The 15,367-nt window shown below is 64.4% G+C and carries 13 protein-coding genes; 7 read left to right on the plus strand and 6 right to left on the minus strand.

Annotated elements, in window-relative coordinates:
- Positions 1 to 21 precede the first annotated feature (21 nt).
- Positions 22 to 1,344, plus strand: coding sequence for an MFS transporter (locus AWB77_RS25950; protein WP_061137323.1), 1,323 nt, complete (start codon positions 22 to 24; stop codon positions 1,342 to 1,344).
- Between the two features lie 3 nt (positions 1,345 to 1,347).
- On the opposite strand, the gene AWB77_RS25955 is transcribed toward AWB77_RS25950, so the two are convergent.
- The 3 genes from AWB77_RS25955 to AWB77_RS25965 all read right to left on the minus strand — a co-directional run bounded on the left by AWB77_RS25955 (position 1,348) and on the right by AWB77_RS25965 (position 4,341).
- Positions 1,348 to 1,824, minus strand: a complete 477-nt coding sequence (locus AWB77_RS25955) for a hypothetical protein (RefSeq protein ID WP_061137324.1) — start codon at positions 1,822 to 1,824, stop codon at positions 1,348 to 1,350.
- Positions 1,825 to 2,029: 205 nt separating this feature from the next.
- Positions 2,030 to 2,890 (minus strand): alpha/beta fold hydrolase, encoded by an 861-nt coding sequence (locus tag AWB77_RS25960; protein WP_244158650.1) that lies wholly within the window; start codon positions 2,888 to 2,890, stop codon positions 2,030 to 2,032.
- 104 nt (positions 2,891 to 2,994) lie between these two features.
- Positions 2,995 to 4,341 carry an acyltransferase family protein gene (locus tag AWB77_RS25965; protein WP_157694926.1) on the minus strand — a complete coding sequence of 449 codons (1,347 nt, stop codon included), beginning with the start codon at positions 4,339 to 4,341 and terminating at the stop codon, positions 2,995 to 2,997.
- A 177-nt stretch (positions 4,342 to 4,518) separates the two neighbouring features.
- Here AWB77_RS25965 and AWB77_RS25970 point away from each other — a divergent pair, with 177 nt between their 5' ends.
- Entirely contained in the window at positions 4,519 to 5,847 is a 1,329-nt protein-coding gene (locus AWB77_RS25970; RefSeq protein WP_061137326.1) for a tetratricopeptide repeat protein, read from the plus strand.
- Here AWB77_RS25970 and AWB77_RS25975 read toward each other — a convergent pair.
- The 3 genes from AWB77_RS25975 to AWB77_RS25985 form a co-directional block, all read right to left on the minus strand.
- Positions 5,814 to 6,278, minus strand: a complete 465-nt coding sequence (locus tag AWB77_RS25975; protein WP_061137327.1) for a hypothetical protein — start codon at positions 6,276 to 6,278, stop codon at positions 5,814 to 5,816. The genes AWB77_RS25970 and AWB77_RS25975 overlap by 34 nt on opposite strands.
- A gap of 272 nt (positions 6,279 to 6,550) precedes the next feature.
- Positions 6,551 to 7,378 carry a shikimate dehydrogenase family protein gene (locus AWB77_RS25980; RefSeq protein WP_061137328.1) on the minus strand — a complete coding sequence of 276 codons (828 nt, stop codon included), beginning with the start codon at positions 7,376 to 7,378 and terminating at the stop codon, positions 6,551 to 6,553.
- 165 nt (positions 7,379 to 7,543) lie between these two features.
- Positions 7,544 to 9,262 (minus strand): SulP family inorganic anion transporter, encoded by a 1,719-nt coding sequence (locus AWB77_RS25985; protein ID WP_061137417.1) that lies wholly within the window; start codon positions 9,260 to 9,262, stop codon positions 7,544 to 7,546.
- Positions 9,263 to 9,423: 161 nt separating this feature from the next.
- Between AWB77_RS25985 and AWB77_RS25990 the strand changes: the two genes are divergently transcribed.
- From AWB77_RS25990 to AWB77_RS26010, 5 genes are read left to right on the plus strand one after another with little or no spacing between them, the layout of a single operon-like run.
- Positions 9,424 to 11,187 carry an FAD-dependent oxidoreductase gene (locus AWB77_RS25990; protein WP_244158651.1) on the plus strand — a complete coding sequence of 588 codons (1,764 nt, stop codon included), beginning with the start codon at positions 9,424 to 9,426 and terminating at the stop codon, positions 11,185 to 11,187.
- Positions 11,184 to 12,923, plus strand: a complete 1,740-nt coding sequence (locus AWB77_RS25995) for an FAD-dependent oxidoreductase (protein ID WP_061137329.1) — start codon at positions 11,184 to 11,186, stop codon at positions 12,921 to 12,923. The genes AWB77_RS25990 and AWB77_RS25995 overlap by 4 nt, the downstream gene beginning before the upstream one ends.
- A complete protein-coding gene (locus AWB77_RS26000; RefSeq protein ID WP_061137330.1) occupies positions 12,920 to 13,531 on the plus strand; it encodes an NIPSNAP family protein in 612 nt (203 codons plus the stop codon). The genes AWB77_RS25995 and AWB77_RS26000 overlap by 4 nt, the downstream gene beginning before the upstream one ends.
- 14 nt (positions 13,532 to 13,545) lie before the next feature.
- Positions 13,546 to 14,367, plus strand: a complete 822-nt coding sequence (locus tag AWB77_RS26005; RefSeq protein ID WP_061137331.1) for a sugar phosphate isomerase/epimerase family protein — start codon at positions 13,546 to 13,548, stop codon at positions 14,365 to 14,367.
- A 58-nt stretch (positions 14,368 to 14,425) separates the two neighbouring features.
- Positions 14,426 to 15,280 (plus strand): IclR family transcriptional regulator, encoded by an 855-nt coding sequence (locus AWB77_RS26010; RefSeq protein ID WP_061137332.1) that lies wholly within the window; start codon positions 14,426 to 14,428, stop codon positions 15,278 to 15,280.
- The last annotated feature ends 87 nt before the right edge of the window (positions 15,281 to 15,367 follow it).

A 15,367-nucleotide genomic window follows, 5' to 3' on the forward strand; every position in this document is an offset into this window, starting at 1 on the left:
CACGCCCATCTGGAGCGAGACATGTCGAAGTCGATCAGCACGGCGGCGCTCATCCCGAGCGCCGACGCGGATACGCACGCCCTCTCGGACGAGGCGCTGTTCCGCAAAGTCGCATGGCGCATCATTCCGTTCTTGTTCTTGTGCTACGTGGTGTCGTTTCTGGACCGCATCAACATCGGCTTCGCGCAGTTGCAGATGAAGCACGATCTCGGTTTCTCCGATGCGATGTATGGCCTCGGCGCCGCCGTGTTCTACGTCGGCTACGTGCTGTTCGAGGTGCCGAGCAATCTGCTGCTCGCGAGGTTCGGCGCGCGCCGCACGTTCACGCGGATCATGCTGCTGTGGGGCGCGGCGTCGGTCGGGATGATGTTCGTGTCGACGCCCGGCCATTTCTATCTGCTGCGCTTTCTGCTCGGCGTGTTCGAGGCAGGTTTCTTTCCGGGCATCGTGCTGTATCTGACGTACTGGTTTCCGGCGAAGCGGCGCGCCGGGGTGATGTCCGTGTTTTTCGCGGGCGTCGCGGTGGCGGGCGTGTTCGGCGGACTCGTGTCCGGCTGGATCATGCGCGACATGGCCGGCGCGATGGGCTTGTACGGCTGGCAGTGGATGTTCGCGATCGAAGGCGCGCCGGCGGTGCTGCTCGGCCTGATCGCGTTGCGTCTGCTGGTAGATACGCCGCGCGATGCGCAATGGCTCACGCAAGCGGAGCGCGACCGGCTCGCGGCGCTGTGCATTGCCGAAAATACGGATCAGCACGACCGCCGCGGCATGTTCGACGCGCTGCGCAATCCGCGCGTCTATCTCTTCGCGTTCATCTATTTTTCGCTCACATGCGCGTCGCTGACGCTGAGTTTCTGGATGCCGCTGATGATCCGCGATTTCGGCATCACCGATGTCATGTCGGTCAGTCTCTACACCGTCGTGCCGAACGCGATCGGCGCAGCCGGCCTGATTCTGATCGCGCGGCATTCGGATCGCGTCGGAGAACGGCGCAAGCACTTCGCGTGCTGCACGATCGGCGGCGGCATCGCGCTCGCCGCGCTGACGCTGCATGCGCCAAGCCTGCCGCTGATGCTCGCGATACTCTCGCTCGCCGCGACGCTGATCTTCGCCGCGCTGCCGATCTTCTGGGCCGTGCCCGCGAGCCATCTTCCGGGCAGGAGCGCGGCGGCGGGCATCGCGTTCATCAGCAGTATCGGCATCACGAGCGGGATCGTGAGTCCTTGGGTGATCGGCCAGATCCGCACCGCGACGGGCAGCATGGATCTCGCCGTGCAACTGCTTTCGTTGCTGCTGTTCGCGAGCGGCGCCGCGCTGTTTTTCGGGTTGCGGCGCGGCGATTGAGCGTCAGGCGGTGGCGGCGGCCATCGCCTTGAAGTTCTCCGGCGTTGCGAAGGCGAGATATTCGGCCTGCATGTCGGGCGTGAGGAATTCGAGCATCGTCGAGTTCTCGATCCAGAATTCGATCACGTGGAAGAAATTGTCGCCGCGCGTGCAGCGTACCGCGCGCCAGCCTTCGCGCTCGCCGATGGCGATGACTTCGTCGGCGCTCAGCTTCGTCGCGACGGCCATGTGGAACGCGCTGTACTGCGGGCGCGCGAGCGTCTGCGCGCCGTAGCTGTCGGTTTCCTCGTGCCCGCCGCCCGGCGTGATGACCTTGTCGCTCGGATAGACCTCGATGATGCTGCCGCGATCGTCGCCCGCGACCGCCATCCACGCGTCGGGAAAAGGCGAGAAGGGGGCAGCGAAACCTTCCCACAATTCGGCGAGCACATGAGCGACGTGTTTCGGGTCGTGGGCGGGGATGGAGGCGTGGAAGATCATCGCGATGGACTCCGGTGACGTGGAGAGAAACGGCGCGGCGATGTTTTCGGATCGCGCGCCGCAGTGTTGATTCGCAGTGCTGGATGTGGCGGGATTCTTCCAGAGACTAATGTTATGAGTGTTTTCAAACGCGTCAGGAGTCAGTGATAATCCGACAAACGCCGATCGTGAAGGTTATTAAGTCAGTAATACAGAGAATGGCGTATTACATCGACGTGGATGCGAATGCGGCGATATCCGCCGTCAGCCGCGCTGCATCGCTCAGAAAGATGCCATGCGGCGCGCCTTCGTAGACGACGAGCCGCGCGTGCGGAATCAGCCGTGCCGTGCGCTGCGAAGTCAGTTCGAGCGGACTGGAGAGATCGTGATCGCCTTGAACGATGAGCGTCGGCACGTCGATGTCGCGTAATTCGTCGCGGAAATCGCCGTTGCTCACCGTTTCGTTGCACGCGAAAAGCGCGTGATGCGACGTGCGCAAGGCCATTTCCCGAATCCAGTCGATCATTGCCTGCGACACATCCGGCCCCGCGAACGGACACGCGTTCTCGGCGAGCCATTGCGGATAGTCGTTCAGCAGATCGTGCCGGAAGGCCTCGATATACGCGTGATCGATGCCTTCGGGATGGTCGGGCGTCTGCGCGAGCATCGGCAAAGTCGAGGCGATCAGCGCAAGACGTGCAACCCGCGCGCGGCCGTGTCGCGTCAGATAGCGCACGGCTTCCGCGCCGCCCATCGAATAGCCGACGAGCGTGATATCCGACAGATCCAGCGCTTCGATGACGGCGGCGAGATCGTCCGCGAGCGTGTCGTAGTCGTAGCCGCTGCCCGGATCGGTCGAGCGGCCATGACCGCGCCGGTCATAGGCGATGCAGCGAAAGCCGTGTTGCGTGAGCGGCAGCATCTGATACGCCCACATGTCGCCCGGCAGCGAATAGCTGGGCACGAAAACGATTGTCTTGCCGTTGGCGCTCGCACTGTCGGGCCGCCAGTCGCGATAAAACAGTTCGACGCCGCCGGGCGTCGCGATGAATCCCGGGCGGGCAATGCTGGCGTGGATCGCGTTCACTTTCGTTCTCCCTCTCGATGTGCGGTGTGAGTGCATCGTCGCAGGGGAAAGCGGGCGGGACAATTACGCCAGAGGTAATAGGCCGCGCGACACGCGACCGGGCGTCATGCGCTCTGATCGGCCAGCGTGGAGCGTCGTTCGTTGCGTCGCCGATGCAGGAAGGGCCGCTCGACGAGCGCGTATGAAACAGCCGCGGCGCCGATCGAACAGATCGTCGCAATGATTGCCCAGTGCCAGAAGTGCGCAATGCTCCATTGCGGGATCGGCTGTAATTTGTCCGCGATTCGAATGGAGATTTGCAGGACCGTCAGGTGAAGCAGATACAGGCTATAGCTGATCGTGCCGAGCAAGATCAGCGGGCGGACGCGCAATATGTACGGCTTCAATCCGATAGCAACGAAGAACGCCGCGCTCACCAGAATCCACTGCACCAGATACACGGCAACGTCCGCGAAAGAGCTGATTCCCGGTGTCGTCGCAATGGCGGTTGCGACCGCTTCTTTCGGAAAGATAATGTCCGCGAATGCGAGAAGGCAGAACGCCACCGAGCCGAATAACGGACGCAGCCGAGTGCGCAAACGCATCTCCGCAGCGAGCGCGCCGGACAGGAAGAAAAGCAGCAAATACGAGCGCGCGTCGTAGACGAGCAGCATGAGCGCGAGAACGGCGAGTCCCGCGTTCGTTGTCCATCGCTTCGCTCGCAAACCGGCGAGAAGCGGCAACAGCACATAAAAGCCCCACTCGTACGGTAATGTCCAGGTGACCGTATTGAACATGGTCGTATCGATTCCATTGAATCGACGCTGCTGGACAATACCGAGCGCAAGCTGTGCGAAAACGTCGTGAGCGAGATCTTTCAGCGATACGTGCTTCACGAATCCGTCGATTGCGCTCAGCGTGAGCATCATCGTGATTGCAAAGAGGATATATGCCGGTGCGAGCCGCAGAAACCGGTTTCGATAGAACTGCGCCCAGTCGGTTGCTTTTCCGGAAACGACGATCCGCTTCCAGAACAGATAGCCCGTGATGCAGAAAAACAGTTGAACGCCGAGCGATCCGCAATGCCCCGGGATGAGAAAGCGCTGGGTGTCCTTCACGAAACCAAAAAGCGCGACATACTTTGGGTCGAGCGCGCCTGACGCGAACGGGATGTGATTGAACAAGACCAGAAGCGCCGCGATGCCGCGCATGCCTTCGATCTCGACGTTCTTCATGTCTTCTTTCATGCGCTGCATATATTCTTCTGGCAAGCGTCCGGTCATCTCGAGCGCTACGGTAGGAGCACGGCGCATTTTACATGAGGCTCTGGCGGCCTCTTTCCGCGAGCGAGCAAAAAAAACGCCGCCTGAAGAGGCGGCGAGAGCATCCGCGTGTGGGCTCGTTAATCGAGAGCGGATGCTTGAGGAGACAGAATGTCTGGATTCAGTATGGCAAAGCGGCGAGTCGCGCACAATCGTCGATTCGAATCACTGCGTTTCACGTCGGCCCGCACCGATGATTCGCCATGCGAATGAATCACACGATGCCGTTGCGCTTTTCCGATTTATCTCGTCTTTTCCGGCGCGTTTCCACGGAGCGCTTGATATAAACTCAATCGGCGTTTCAAATACTTCCGCGTTCAGTCATCCATGTATCCCGATCCATCCAATGCGGCCCACGCGCTCGACATCGCCCTCGATATTCGCCGCTCGGCCGACTGGCCCGCGCTCGAGCGTTTCTGCATCGAAGCGTTGCGGCGATTCCCGCGCGACTACGAGCTTCGCTGGCAACTGAGTCATTGCTACTGGATGCGCCACGATAGCGTGTCGGCGGAAGCGGTCATGCGCGAGGCGGCGTCGCATCATCCGGATAACGCCGCCGTGACCGGCGCGATCGCCATGTATCTCAGCGAGCAGTCGCGCTACGGCGAAGCGGAAGCGATGTACCGCGCCGCGCTCGCGCAGTCGCCGGATGACAGCGAGCTCGCTGCCGATCTGGCGCAAGTCGAACTGCGGCGCAACGCGTGGAGTGACGGCTGGCGGCGCTTCGAGCGCCGTCGTTCGGCACGCGGCGAGAACAGCGTCGTCGCGCATTTGGAGGGAATCGCGCCACGCTGGGGCGGGCAGCCGCTCGACGGCAAGCGCGTCGTGGTGTACAGCGAACTCGGTCTCGGCGACGACATTCAATTCGTACGCTACTTTCCGCAATTCGCGGAAGGCGTGCGAAGAAACGGCGGCGAGGCGCGCCTGGCCGTGCGCTCGACGCTTTATCCGCTCATCCGGCGGTTCGCGCCGGATTGCATCGCACTCGAGACAGGCGATTTCGGCGCGGTCGACTACACCGTTCGCATGATGAGCATGCCGGTCGCTATCGGCCTGTTGCCCCATCACGTCGATGGCCGCGCCTATCTCGACGCCGCTCCCGAACGCATCGAAAGCTGGCGGCGCATGCTGGCGTCGGACGGCACGGAGGCGTTGCGTGTCGGGCTCGTGTGGGCGGGCAGTCCGGCGCATCGCCGCGACGCGCAACGCAGCGTGCCCGTCGAAGCGCTCGCGCCGCTCTGGCGTTTGCCGGACGTCGCGTTCTATCCGGTCGCGCCCGGTCGCGAAGGCGACATCGCGGCGATGCGTTCAGCCGGCGCGCGCATCGCCGAAATGCCCGACTATCACGAGCATTTTCACGATTCGGCCGCGCTCGTCTGCGCGCTCGACGTGCTGGTCACAGTCGACAGCTCGCCGCTGCATCTCGCCGGCGCGCTCGGCAAGCCCGTTCTGGCGATGATCGATCGCGCGTCGCATTGGTGTTGGGGTGAAGATGAGGCGCAGCCGTGGTACGACTCGGTGCAACTCATTCGACAGCGCGCACCGGGCGATTGGGCGCCCGTGGTGGAACGCGTCGCCGCGGCGCTGTCGGCGCGGCTCATTGACCGAGCCGCGCGGGAAGATCAGCATGCGTCCGCGGCCGTCAGTCTCGGATAGCCCGGCTGGCTGGAATCGATCGTCGTCACGCACGCGCCGTCATTGAGATCGAGCGCGCTGTCGACCTCGCGCTTCGAGCCGTCCTTCATCTGAACGCTGTAGCGGTAGACCTTCGTGGTCTGTTCCGGGCTCTTCTGGAACAGGCTCGTCAGATCGAAGCTCAGGCCCGCGCCGCCGCCCGCGCCGTTCCAGCCATTCCCGCCGATGCCGCCCCCGCCCACGCCGAGCGTCGGACCAGACGACGCAGCCGCGCTCGTCAATACTGTCGTCAGATATTGCTTGCCGACGACGCGGCCCGTCGCGAGCGTGCTGTCCACCGGCAGCGGCGCTGATGCGCCCGGTCCGCTCGCGCACGCCGCGAGCATCGCAAATGCGGTAGCGGCGAAACCTGCTCGCGCCGCGCGTTGAATTCCTTTTTGATCCACTTTCATTCCAGCCTCTTGCGTGCATTCGCACGCACTTTGTTGGCCCTCGAAGCGAGCACGGTCTCGAAAGCCGCACGCTCGCGCCGGCGTGGCTGGAAACGTCGCGCGAAAAAAACGCCGCCTGATAGGGGCGGCGTTCTGCGTCGATTCGCTCCGAAACCAGCGGGCCGGCGCGCTTCGCGAGGGGAGGCGAATGCGCGGCCGGAATGTTGTACCAATGCGAGCCGCGATTGAACCAGATTGCTCCGATTCCTTGCGCGCCGAATCGCGTCGCGTACTCAGCTTTTCAGCAGATAGGCAACAATCGCGTCGCACACGCGGCCGAACATCTGCGTGCCGGTGACGGTCGTGCAGCCGCGCGCGCGGGCCGCTTCGATGAACGGCGTGAGCGGCGGCTTGGTCACGACGTCGCCGACGACGGTCGTCGGAGGCAGGCGGGAGACGTCGATCGGCAGCGGATCGCCCGGACGCATACCGGCCGGCGACGCGTTCACGATGACGTCGTAACTTTCCGCGGGCGAATCGTCGGCGACATGCACCGCGCCCCGGCCCAGCGCGGCCAGGCGAGAGGCAAGGGCGCTCGTGCGCGCGGCATCGAAATCGCGGATTGCGAGCGATGCCACGCCCGCATCGATGAGCGCGTGGCCGATCGCCGAACCCGCGCCGCCCGCGCCGATCAGCAGCGCGCGTTTGCCCTTCGGCTCGCAGCCCGCGTCACGCAACGCCGCGACCATGCCGATGCCGTCCGATGCGCCGCCGTGCCACGTGCCGTCGGCGTTGCGTTTGAGCATGTTGACCGCGCCGAGGAACGCGCCTTCGTCGGTCAGCGTGCTGCAATAGGCGGTCGCGCTGAACTTGTGCGGCACGGTGATGATGACGCCATCGCAGTTTTGCAGCGGGGCGATGCCCGCAAAGAACGCGTCGAGATCCGCGGGCGCAACGTGCGCCGGAATGACGATCGCGTCGCGGCCTGCCGCGCGCAGCGCCGCCGTGACGCCCGATGGCGAGCGTACCTGGGCGATCGGATCGCCGACGATGAAATAGACGCGCGTCGCGCCGCTCAGGCCCGCATCGAGCGATGCGGAAAAAGAAGTGTCCTGCGTCATACGTCGATTGCTCCTCAAAGCCGGGAATAGCGTGAATGCTAGTTGAAAATGGAATGGTGTTCAACAATCTTGTGTCGTCTCAGTTAAAGCAACTAACCGTCAAAGTTTTAGACCATCTCGAAACTGCGTATTCAGGAGCGACGACAAAAAGACGTCTGCAAGACTTCACAATGCATCCGGCGCATGTACGGACGGGCTCACGCCAGCGGCAGTCAACGCCTCGTGCAACGTGTAAAACACGTTCGACGCGCCGACCACACGCGTCAATCCATGCCGGTCCATGTCGCTGCGCAGGAAGCGGTTCACGCGTCCGAAGATCACGTCGACATCGCGTGCGCGCAGTGTCTCGACCAGTTCGCCGATGGTGCGCGCGGCGGAATAATCGAGATCGGTGATTGCGCCGGCGTCGACGACGAAGAAGCGCAAGCCGTCCGAAGCCGTATCGACGAGCTTCGTCACTTCCGACACGAAAAAGTGATCGTTCGCGTAGAACAGATCCGCGCCGAAGCGATAGACGATCAGATCCGGCGCGGTCATCGCTGCGGGCGTCGTCGGCAAGTACTGCCACGGCTTGCCGGGCGCCACGGGCGTGAGGACCATCGTGTGCGGATGATAGCTGTGGCGCACGTGCCGCAGCAGCGACAGCGCGACCGCGAGCAGAATGCCGTGCTCGACGCCCGCCACCACCACCGAGCCCGCCGTGATGAGCGCGAGCGCGAATTCGCCGGGGCTTTCGGCGCGAATGTCTTTCAGGCTCTGCACGTTGATAAGGCCGATCGCGATCGTGAACACGATGCCGGCGAGCACGCAATGCGGCAGATAGCGCAAATAGCCGCTCAGAAACAGCAGCACGACGGCGACGACCGCCGCGAACACGATCTGTCCGAGCTGGCTGCGCGTGCCGGCGCGCTCGGCCATCGCGGTCTGCGTCGGGCTGCCGTTCACGACGAACGTGCCGCTCACGCCGGCCACCGCGTTCGCTGCGGCGAGACCGAGGATGTCGCTGTTCGTATCGACGTCCTCGTGATACTGCTGCGCGAAGACGCGCGCCGCGGCGGCGCTCTGCGCGATGATCATCACGAAACACGACGCCGCCACGGGCACGATGTCGAGCGCCTGCTGCCAGGTCACGTCGGGAAAACGCAGCGCGGGCAGGCCGCCATCGACCGGGCCGAGCACCGAAATGCCGTGCGCCGCGAAATCGAGCGCACGGCTTGCCGCGATGCTGCCGATCACCACGATGAGCGGCATCGGCACGCGCGGCGCGACACGCTTGCAGAGCAGAATCGCGACGACCACGCCGAGCGCGAGCATGAGCGTCGGACCATGCGCGTGCATGACGTGGCCGATCACATAGACGAGCTGCGCGAGACTGCGTGAGGACGGATACGGCACCGTCATGCCGAAAAGATCGCCGAGCATCGCGATCGAGACCTGCACGCCGACGCCCGCAAGAAAGCCCGTCAGCACCGTGCGCGAGAGGAAATCGGCGAGAAAACCGAGCTTGAATAGCCGCGCGAGCAAGAGCAGCGCGGCGGTCTGCAGCGCCACCATGCCGGCGAGCGCGACGTATTCCGGACTGCCCATCGCCGACATCGTCGACAGCCGGCTCGCGAAGATTGTCGCGGTCGCGGAATCGGCGGCGACGACGAGATGGCGCGACGCCCCGAAGAACGCGAACGCGATGAGCGGCAGAAACGCGGTGTAAAGCCCCGTCACGGCAGGCATTCCGGCGATGCGCGCGTAGCCGAGCACTTGCGGAATGTCCATCGACGCGAGCGAGATGCCCGCGAGCGCATCGCGCAACGCGGCGGCGCGGTTGATCGGCAGGATGCCTTTGAAGAGCGCCAGGCGTGTCGCGGGCGTTCGGGTCCAATCATGCATGCGCGGCCCCGTGTTCATGAAGAAGCGATCGTGCCCCAAGGAATCGGCGGTGCCAAGCGCCGGATGACCGGCTAAAACCAGCCTCCAGAAATCTCTGGATCGCCGCGCGATTCTGGAATACTATTCCAATATCAAAAATGGTTCTGGAAGTGGCGGAGACAATGAACGATCTTGGACAAAACGAAACTTTCGATGTCGTCGTGGTCGGCGCGGGCGGTGCGGGCATGTCGGCGGCGCTCGTCGCGGCGATCGACGGCGCGCGCGTGCTGCTTGTCGAAAGCACGGAATACGTCGGCGGCACGACCGCGTACTCGGCAGGCACGACGTGGATACCCGCGTCGATGCACGCGTCGAGCGTCAATCGCTACGATTCGTCCGCGATCGCCGAAGGCTTTCTGCAACGTGCAATCGGCGAACGTAGCAGCGCGGCGATGCGCCGCGCCTTTCTCGACGCCGGTCCGAAAGCGGTCGCGCATCTTGAAGCGAATTCCGATGTGAAGTACCGCGCGCGGCCGTTTCATCCGGACTATCTGTCGGAAGTCGAAGGCTCGACATTGCGCGGCCGCGCGCTCGAACCGCTGCCGTTCGACGGCCGCAAACTCGGCGCCGCGTTTTCGCTGATTCGTCCGCCGATTCCCGAATTCACCGTGCTCGGCGGGATGATGGTGGACCGCGATGACGTTACGCATCTGTTGAACATGACAAAGTCGCTCGCGTCGTTCAGACATGCCGCGAAGCTGCTTGCGCGTCATGCGCGCGACCGCATGAGCTCACCGCGCGGCACGCGTCTCGTGATGGGCAACGCACTGATCGGCCGGCTGCTGTATTCGCTGCTTCAGCGCGGCGTGACCGTGCTGACGAACACGACGGTCGAAGCGTTGCATGCGGGCGCGAGCGGCATCGAAGGCGTGACGTTGAGTCACGGCGGCGAGCGGCGACGTATCGCGGTGAAAGGCGGCGTGATTCTGGCGAGCGGCGGCTTCAATCGTCATGCGAAACGTCGCGGCGACATGCTGCCCGGCGCCGATCCGATCTGGTGCCCCGGCGCGCCCGGCCATACGGGCGGCGCGCAGGATCTCGCGCTCGCGGCCGGCGCGCGTTTCGGCACGGGTGCGCTGTCGAACGCGTTCTGGGCGCCGGTCTCGTTGCGCAAGCGCGCCGACGGCACGACGGCCGTTTTCCCGCACTTCATCATGGATCGCGGCAAGCCGGGCGTGATTACCGTCGACAAATCCGGCAAGCGCTTTCTCAACGAGAACACGTCGTATCACCTGTTTGGCATCGCGATGCAGGAAGCGAACGAGTCGACGCCTGCCGTGCCCGCGTATCTGATTACGGATTCCGAAGGATTGCGCAAGTACGGTCTCGGCATGGTGCGGCCGGGCGGCAAGGGACTCACGCCGTTTCTCGCGGACGGCTATCTCGTCGAAGGCAAGACGCTCGACGAACTGGCGGCGAAGCTCGATATCGACAAAGCCGGGCTCGCCGACAGCGTCGCGCGCAACAACCGCTTCGCGCAAAGCGGCGTCGATACGGACTTTGCGCGCGGCACGACCGCGTACCAGAACGCCAACGGCGATGCGAACTGGAGCGGCCCGAACAAGTGCCTCGGGCCGATCGGCGCCGCGCCGTTCTATGCGGTGCGGCTCTATCCGGGCGATATCGGCGCGGCAACGGGTCTCGTCATCGATACCGATGCGCGCGTGCTCGATCGCGACGACCAGCCGATCGGCGGTCTCTACGCCTGCGGCAACGATGCGCAATCGGTGATGGGCGGCGTCTATCCCGGTCCCGGCATCACGCTCGGTCCCGGTCTCGCGTTCGGCTATCTCGCCGCGCGGCACGCGACGCTGCGCGCAGCACAGCACACGCAACCGGCGCGCGATGAATCACTCGATCTTCACATTCACGCACACGCCCGATGAAGCCCGACCCGATACTCGAATGCGATGTCCTCGTGCTGGGTTCCGGCGCGGGCGGCCTGTCGACGGCCGTCACGGCTGCGGCGCGCGGCCTTTCCGTGCTCGTCTGCGAGAAGGAAGACGTGTTTGGCGGCACGACCGCGTGGTCGGGCGGCTGGATGTGGATTCCGCGCAATCCGCTCGCGACGCGCGCGGGCATCGTCGAAGATGAAAGTGCGCCGCGCGCGTATCTGAAGAGCGAACTCGGCGCGCATTTCGATGCCGCGAAAGCCGACGCGCTGATCGAACACGGTCCGCGCATGGTCGAATTCTTCGAGCGCCGCACGTCGATGCGTTTCGTCGACGGCAATCGGATTCCCGATTTCCACACCACGCACGGCGCGGCGACAGGCGGCCGTTCGGTCTGCGCGATGCCGTTCGACGGGCGCGAACTCGGCCCGCTCATCGACAAGCTGCGTCCGCCGCTCGTCGAGATGACGATCAAAGGCATGGCGATCGCGTCGGGGCAAGACCTCGCGCATTTCATGAACGCGACGCGCAACGCGAAGTCGGCATGGCATGTGACCAAGCGTTTCGCAACGTTCGCGTGGCACAGCCTGCGTTATCGGCGCTCGATGCATCTCGTGAACGGCAATGCGCTCGTCGCGCGGCTGCTCAAATCGGCGGCGGATCGCGGTGTCGATCTGCGCACGCGCGCGAAGGCGGTGTCGATCACGCGCGAAGGCGAACGCGTGACGGGCGCGCGCGTGGAGATCGAAGGCGTCATGCACGACGTGCGCGCGCGGCGCGGCGTCGTGCTTGCGTGCGGCGGTTATCCGCACGATGTGCAGCGTCAAAAAGAAACGTTTCCGGTGATGCCGCACTGGTCTGCCGCGCCGAGAAGCAATACCGGCGATGGCATTCGCCTTGGCGTCGCGGCAGGCGCGCATTTTGACGCGTCGCTGGAAGCGCCCGCAGCGTGGGCGCCGGTGTCGCTCGTGCCGAAATCCGAAGGGCAGGACGTCGCGTTTGCGCATCTGATCGAACGCGCGAAGCCGGGCGTCATCGCCGTGACGCGCGCGGGCAGGCGCTTCACCAACGAGGCATCGTCGTATTACGACTTCGTGTCCGCGCTGATCGGCACGACAGCCCCGGGCGATGAAACATGCGCGTGGCTCGTCTGCGATCACCGGTTCCAGCGCCGCTACGGCCTCGGGTTTGCGAAGCCGTTTCCGTTTCCCCTCGGGCCTTACGAGCGCTCGGGCTATCTGCAATCCGCCCCGACGCTCGATGCGCTGGCGCAGCAATGCGGCATAGATGCGCGCGCGCTCGCCGATACCGTCGCCACGTACAACACTTACGCGAAAGACGGCTTCGATCCGCAATTTCATAAAGGCTCGACGCCGTATAACCGCGTGCAGGGCGATGCATCGCACAAGCCCAATCCGTGTCTCGCGCCGATCGTCGATGGTCCGTTCCATGCGGTCAAGATCGTGCCGGGCAGCCTCGGCACGTTCGCGGGTTTATCGACGGATGCGCGCTCGCGCGTACTCGACGAAACGCGCGCGCCGATTTCCGGCCTGTACGCGATCGGCAACGACGCCGCCAGCATGATGGGCGGGCACTATCCGGCAGGCGGCATCACGCTCGGACCGGCGATGACCTTCGGCTATCTCGCGGGCCTCGAACTCGCCGAACCGGCGCGCGAGGAAAGCATCGCAAATTCATCCAACTTCACACACGCAAGGACGCTGCAATGACTCTGTACGACACGGTCACGTTGACGGTGAAAATCGGTTCAAACGCGCAGGTTTTCGAGAACATCAAGACGCGCGGCGATACGCCCGGCGCGAAGCTGCTCGGCTGCTGGTATTCGGATATCGGCGCGCTCGGCAAGGTGATGGTGCTGCGCGGCTTCGAATCGGAAACGGCGTTGATCGCGGAGCGCCGCCGCTTGCTGCTCGAAGGCAACCCGTTTGGCTGCGGCGAGTTCATCGTCGATGTCGACGTGAACAGCTACGCGCTCTTTCCATTTCTGCCGCCGATCGAGCCGGCCGAACACGGCGGCATCTACGAGATGCGCGTCTACGGCACGAAGCTCGCGAGCCTGCAACATACGATCGATGCGTGGCAAAACGCGGTGCCGGAGCGCACGAAGCGCTCGCCGCTCGTCGGCGCGATGTATGCGCTCGACGGCACCGTGCCGCGCTTCCTGAACATCTGGCCGTACAAGAGCGTCGACGAGCGTTCGCGGATTCGCGCCGAAGCCGTGAAGGACGGCATCTGGCCGCCGAAGGGTGGACCGGCGCATCTGACGACGATGGAGTCGACCATCTACGTGCCCGCGCCGTTTTCGCCGCTGCGCTGACGGGAGACATCGCGATGTCACGACGCAAGCTTTCCCTGTCCGCGCTGACAGTCCTCGAATTGACGCCGCCGCAGATGGTCGAGTGCGCGGCGCAGGCGGGTTACGACTTCGTCGGCCTGCGGCTTCTGCCCGCGACCGATACGGAGGTGCGCCACGAGATCGTCGGCGCGACGCCGTTGAAGCGCGAGACGCTCGCGGCTCTGCGCGACACGGGCATCGGCGTGCTCGATGCCGAAATCCTGCGCCTCAAGTCCGACACGAACGTCGACGATTACGAACCGATGCTCGCGACCGCGGCTGAACTGGGCGCGCGTTACGTGCTCGTCGCGGGCAACGATCCCGACGAAGCGCGCACGGCCGAGCGGCTCGCCGCGTTGTGCGATCTGGCGAAACCGTATGGTTTGTCGCCCTCGCTCGAACCGATGCCCTGGACCGACGCGAAGGACATCGTGCAGGGCGCGCGCATCGTGAAGGCGGCGCAGCGTGCGAATACCGGCCTGATCGTCGATCCGATTCATTTCGACCGCACGGGGTCGTCGACGCAAACCTTGCGCGAACTGCCGCGCGAATGGTTTGGCTACGTGCAGTTTTGCGACGCGCCCGCGGCGCGCCCGGGCGATGTCGACACGCTGCTCTTTCAGGCGCGCGCCGAGCGAATGATTCCGGGCGAGGGCGGCCTCGATCTCGCCGGCATCCTGCGCGCGCTGCCGGACGGTTTGCCGCTGTCGATCGAAGCGCCGATGAACGAGTGGGCCAGGAGCGCCAGCGCGCTCACGCGTGCGAAGCGTCTGCGCGAGGCGACGCTTGCTGTAGTGGACCACGCATATGCGGGTTGAATTCCGTGGTGGAATCGTGTTCTCATTCCGAATTACCGGAACGACGAGAAACTGAAAGATGGCGGGAAATCTGGAGCGGGCGTTGTCGATCATCGAGCTGTTGGCGAAAAACGGCGGGCGGATGCAGCTCGCCGCCATCGCCGATACGCTCGATATTCCGCGCAGCGGCACACATCGCCTGCTCGCGATGCTGATCGACGAAGGCTATGTGCGGCAGGACGAGGATCACGGCGAATACATGCTCGCGCTGAAACTCGTGTCGCTCGCGCTCATTTACCTGTCGACGGGCGGCGTGCTCGACGTGTCGCAGCCCGTGCTCGACCGGCTCGCCGCGCAATCGGGCGAGCTGGCGCGGCTGGGCGTCGTCGAGGACGATCACATCACGTTCGTCGGCAAGGCGCAGGGCGCGAAGTCGGGATTGCGCTACGACCCGGACATGGGCAGTCAGCCGCCGCTGCATTGCACGGCGAGCGGGCAGGCGTGGCTGTCATCCCTGTCCGATGAAGAAGCCCTCGCGCTCGTGTCGAAGCAGGGCGGTTTAGGCAAGCCCGGCTCGGGGGGTCCGAGGGCGCCGAAGACCATTCAGCAGTTTCTCGTCGATCTGCAGGCAGCGCGCGAACGCGGCTACGGCATCGCGAGCGAGACGTACGAGGCCGGCATGACGTCGATGGCCGCGCCGATTCATCATCCGGTGACGGGCATCGTCGTCGGCGTGGTCAGCCTCGCCGGCCCGACGAGCCGCCTGTCCGATGCGCGGCTGAAGGCGCTCGCACCGGCGCTGCTCGAAGCGGCATCGGATATGAGCGCGGCGACGTTGAGCTCGCCTTATTTCAAGCGGTCTGCGGGGAAGGTTGAGCAGCCGGTGCCGGCGCCCGTGCCGAAGGCGAAAGGAAAGCGGGTGACGAACGCTTGATGGCGCGCATCGATGGTGCGCGAGTTGGCCGAACGGACGAGGTGACGCGGCGAAAACGCCTGCGTTATCATCGTTTTCATCATGAAA

This window comes from Caballeronia fortuita, assembly GCF_001544835.2.
GTDB lineage: Bacteria > Pseudomonadota > Gammaproteobacteria > Burkholderiales > Burkholderiaceae > Caballeronia > Caballeronia fortuita.

Excerpts from the sequence above, each read along its gene's own strand:
- AWB77_RS25975 (WP_061137327.1), bottom strand. The coding sequence starts at position 6,278 with ATGAAAGTGGATCAAAAAGGAATTCAACGCGCGGCGCGAGCAGGTTTC.
- AWB77_RS26010 (WP_061137332.1), top strand. The coding sequence starts at position 14,426 with ATGGCGGGAAATCTGGAGCGGGCGTTGTCGATCATCGAGCTGTTGGCG.
- AWB77_RS25985 (WP_061137417.1), bottom strand. The coding sequence starts at position 9,262 with ATGCATGATTGGACCCGAACGCCCGCGACACGCCTGGCGCTCTTCAAA.
- AWB77_RS26000 (WP_061137330.1), top strand. The coding sequence starts at position 12,920 with ATGACTCTGTACGACACGGTCACGTTGACGGTGAAAATCGGTTCAAAC.
- AWB77_RS25955 (WP_061137324.1), bottom strand. The coding sequence starts at position 1,824 with ATGATCTTCCACGCCTCCATCCCCGCCCACGACCCGAAACACGTCGCT.
- AWB77_RS25950 (WP_061137323.1), top strand. The coding sequence starts at position 22 with ATGTCGAAGTCGATCAGCACGGCGGCGCTCATCCCGAGCGCCGACGCG.
- AWB77_RS26005 (WP_061137331.1), top strand. The coding sequence starts at position 13,546 with ATGTCACGACGCAAGCTTTCCCTGTCCGCGCTGACAGTCCTCGAATTG.
- AWB77_RS25970 (WP_061137326.1), top strand. The coding sequence starts at position 4,519 with ATGTATCCCGATCCATCCAATGCGGCCCACGCGCTCGACATCGCCCTC.
- AWB77_RS25995 (WP_061137329.1), top strand. The coding sequence starts at position 11,184 with ATGAAGCCCGACCCGATACTCGAATGCGATGTCCTCGTGCTGGGTTCC.
- AWB77_RS25980 (WP_061137328.1), bottom strand. The coding sequence starts at position 7,378 with ATGACGCAGGACACTTCTTTTTCCGCATCGCTCGATGCGGGCCTGAGC.
- AWB77_RS25990 (WP_244158651.1), top strand. The coding sequence starts at position 9,424 with ATGAACGATCTTGGACAAAACGAAACTTTCGATGTCGTCGTGGTCGGC.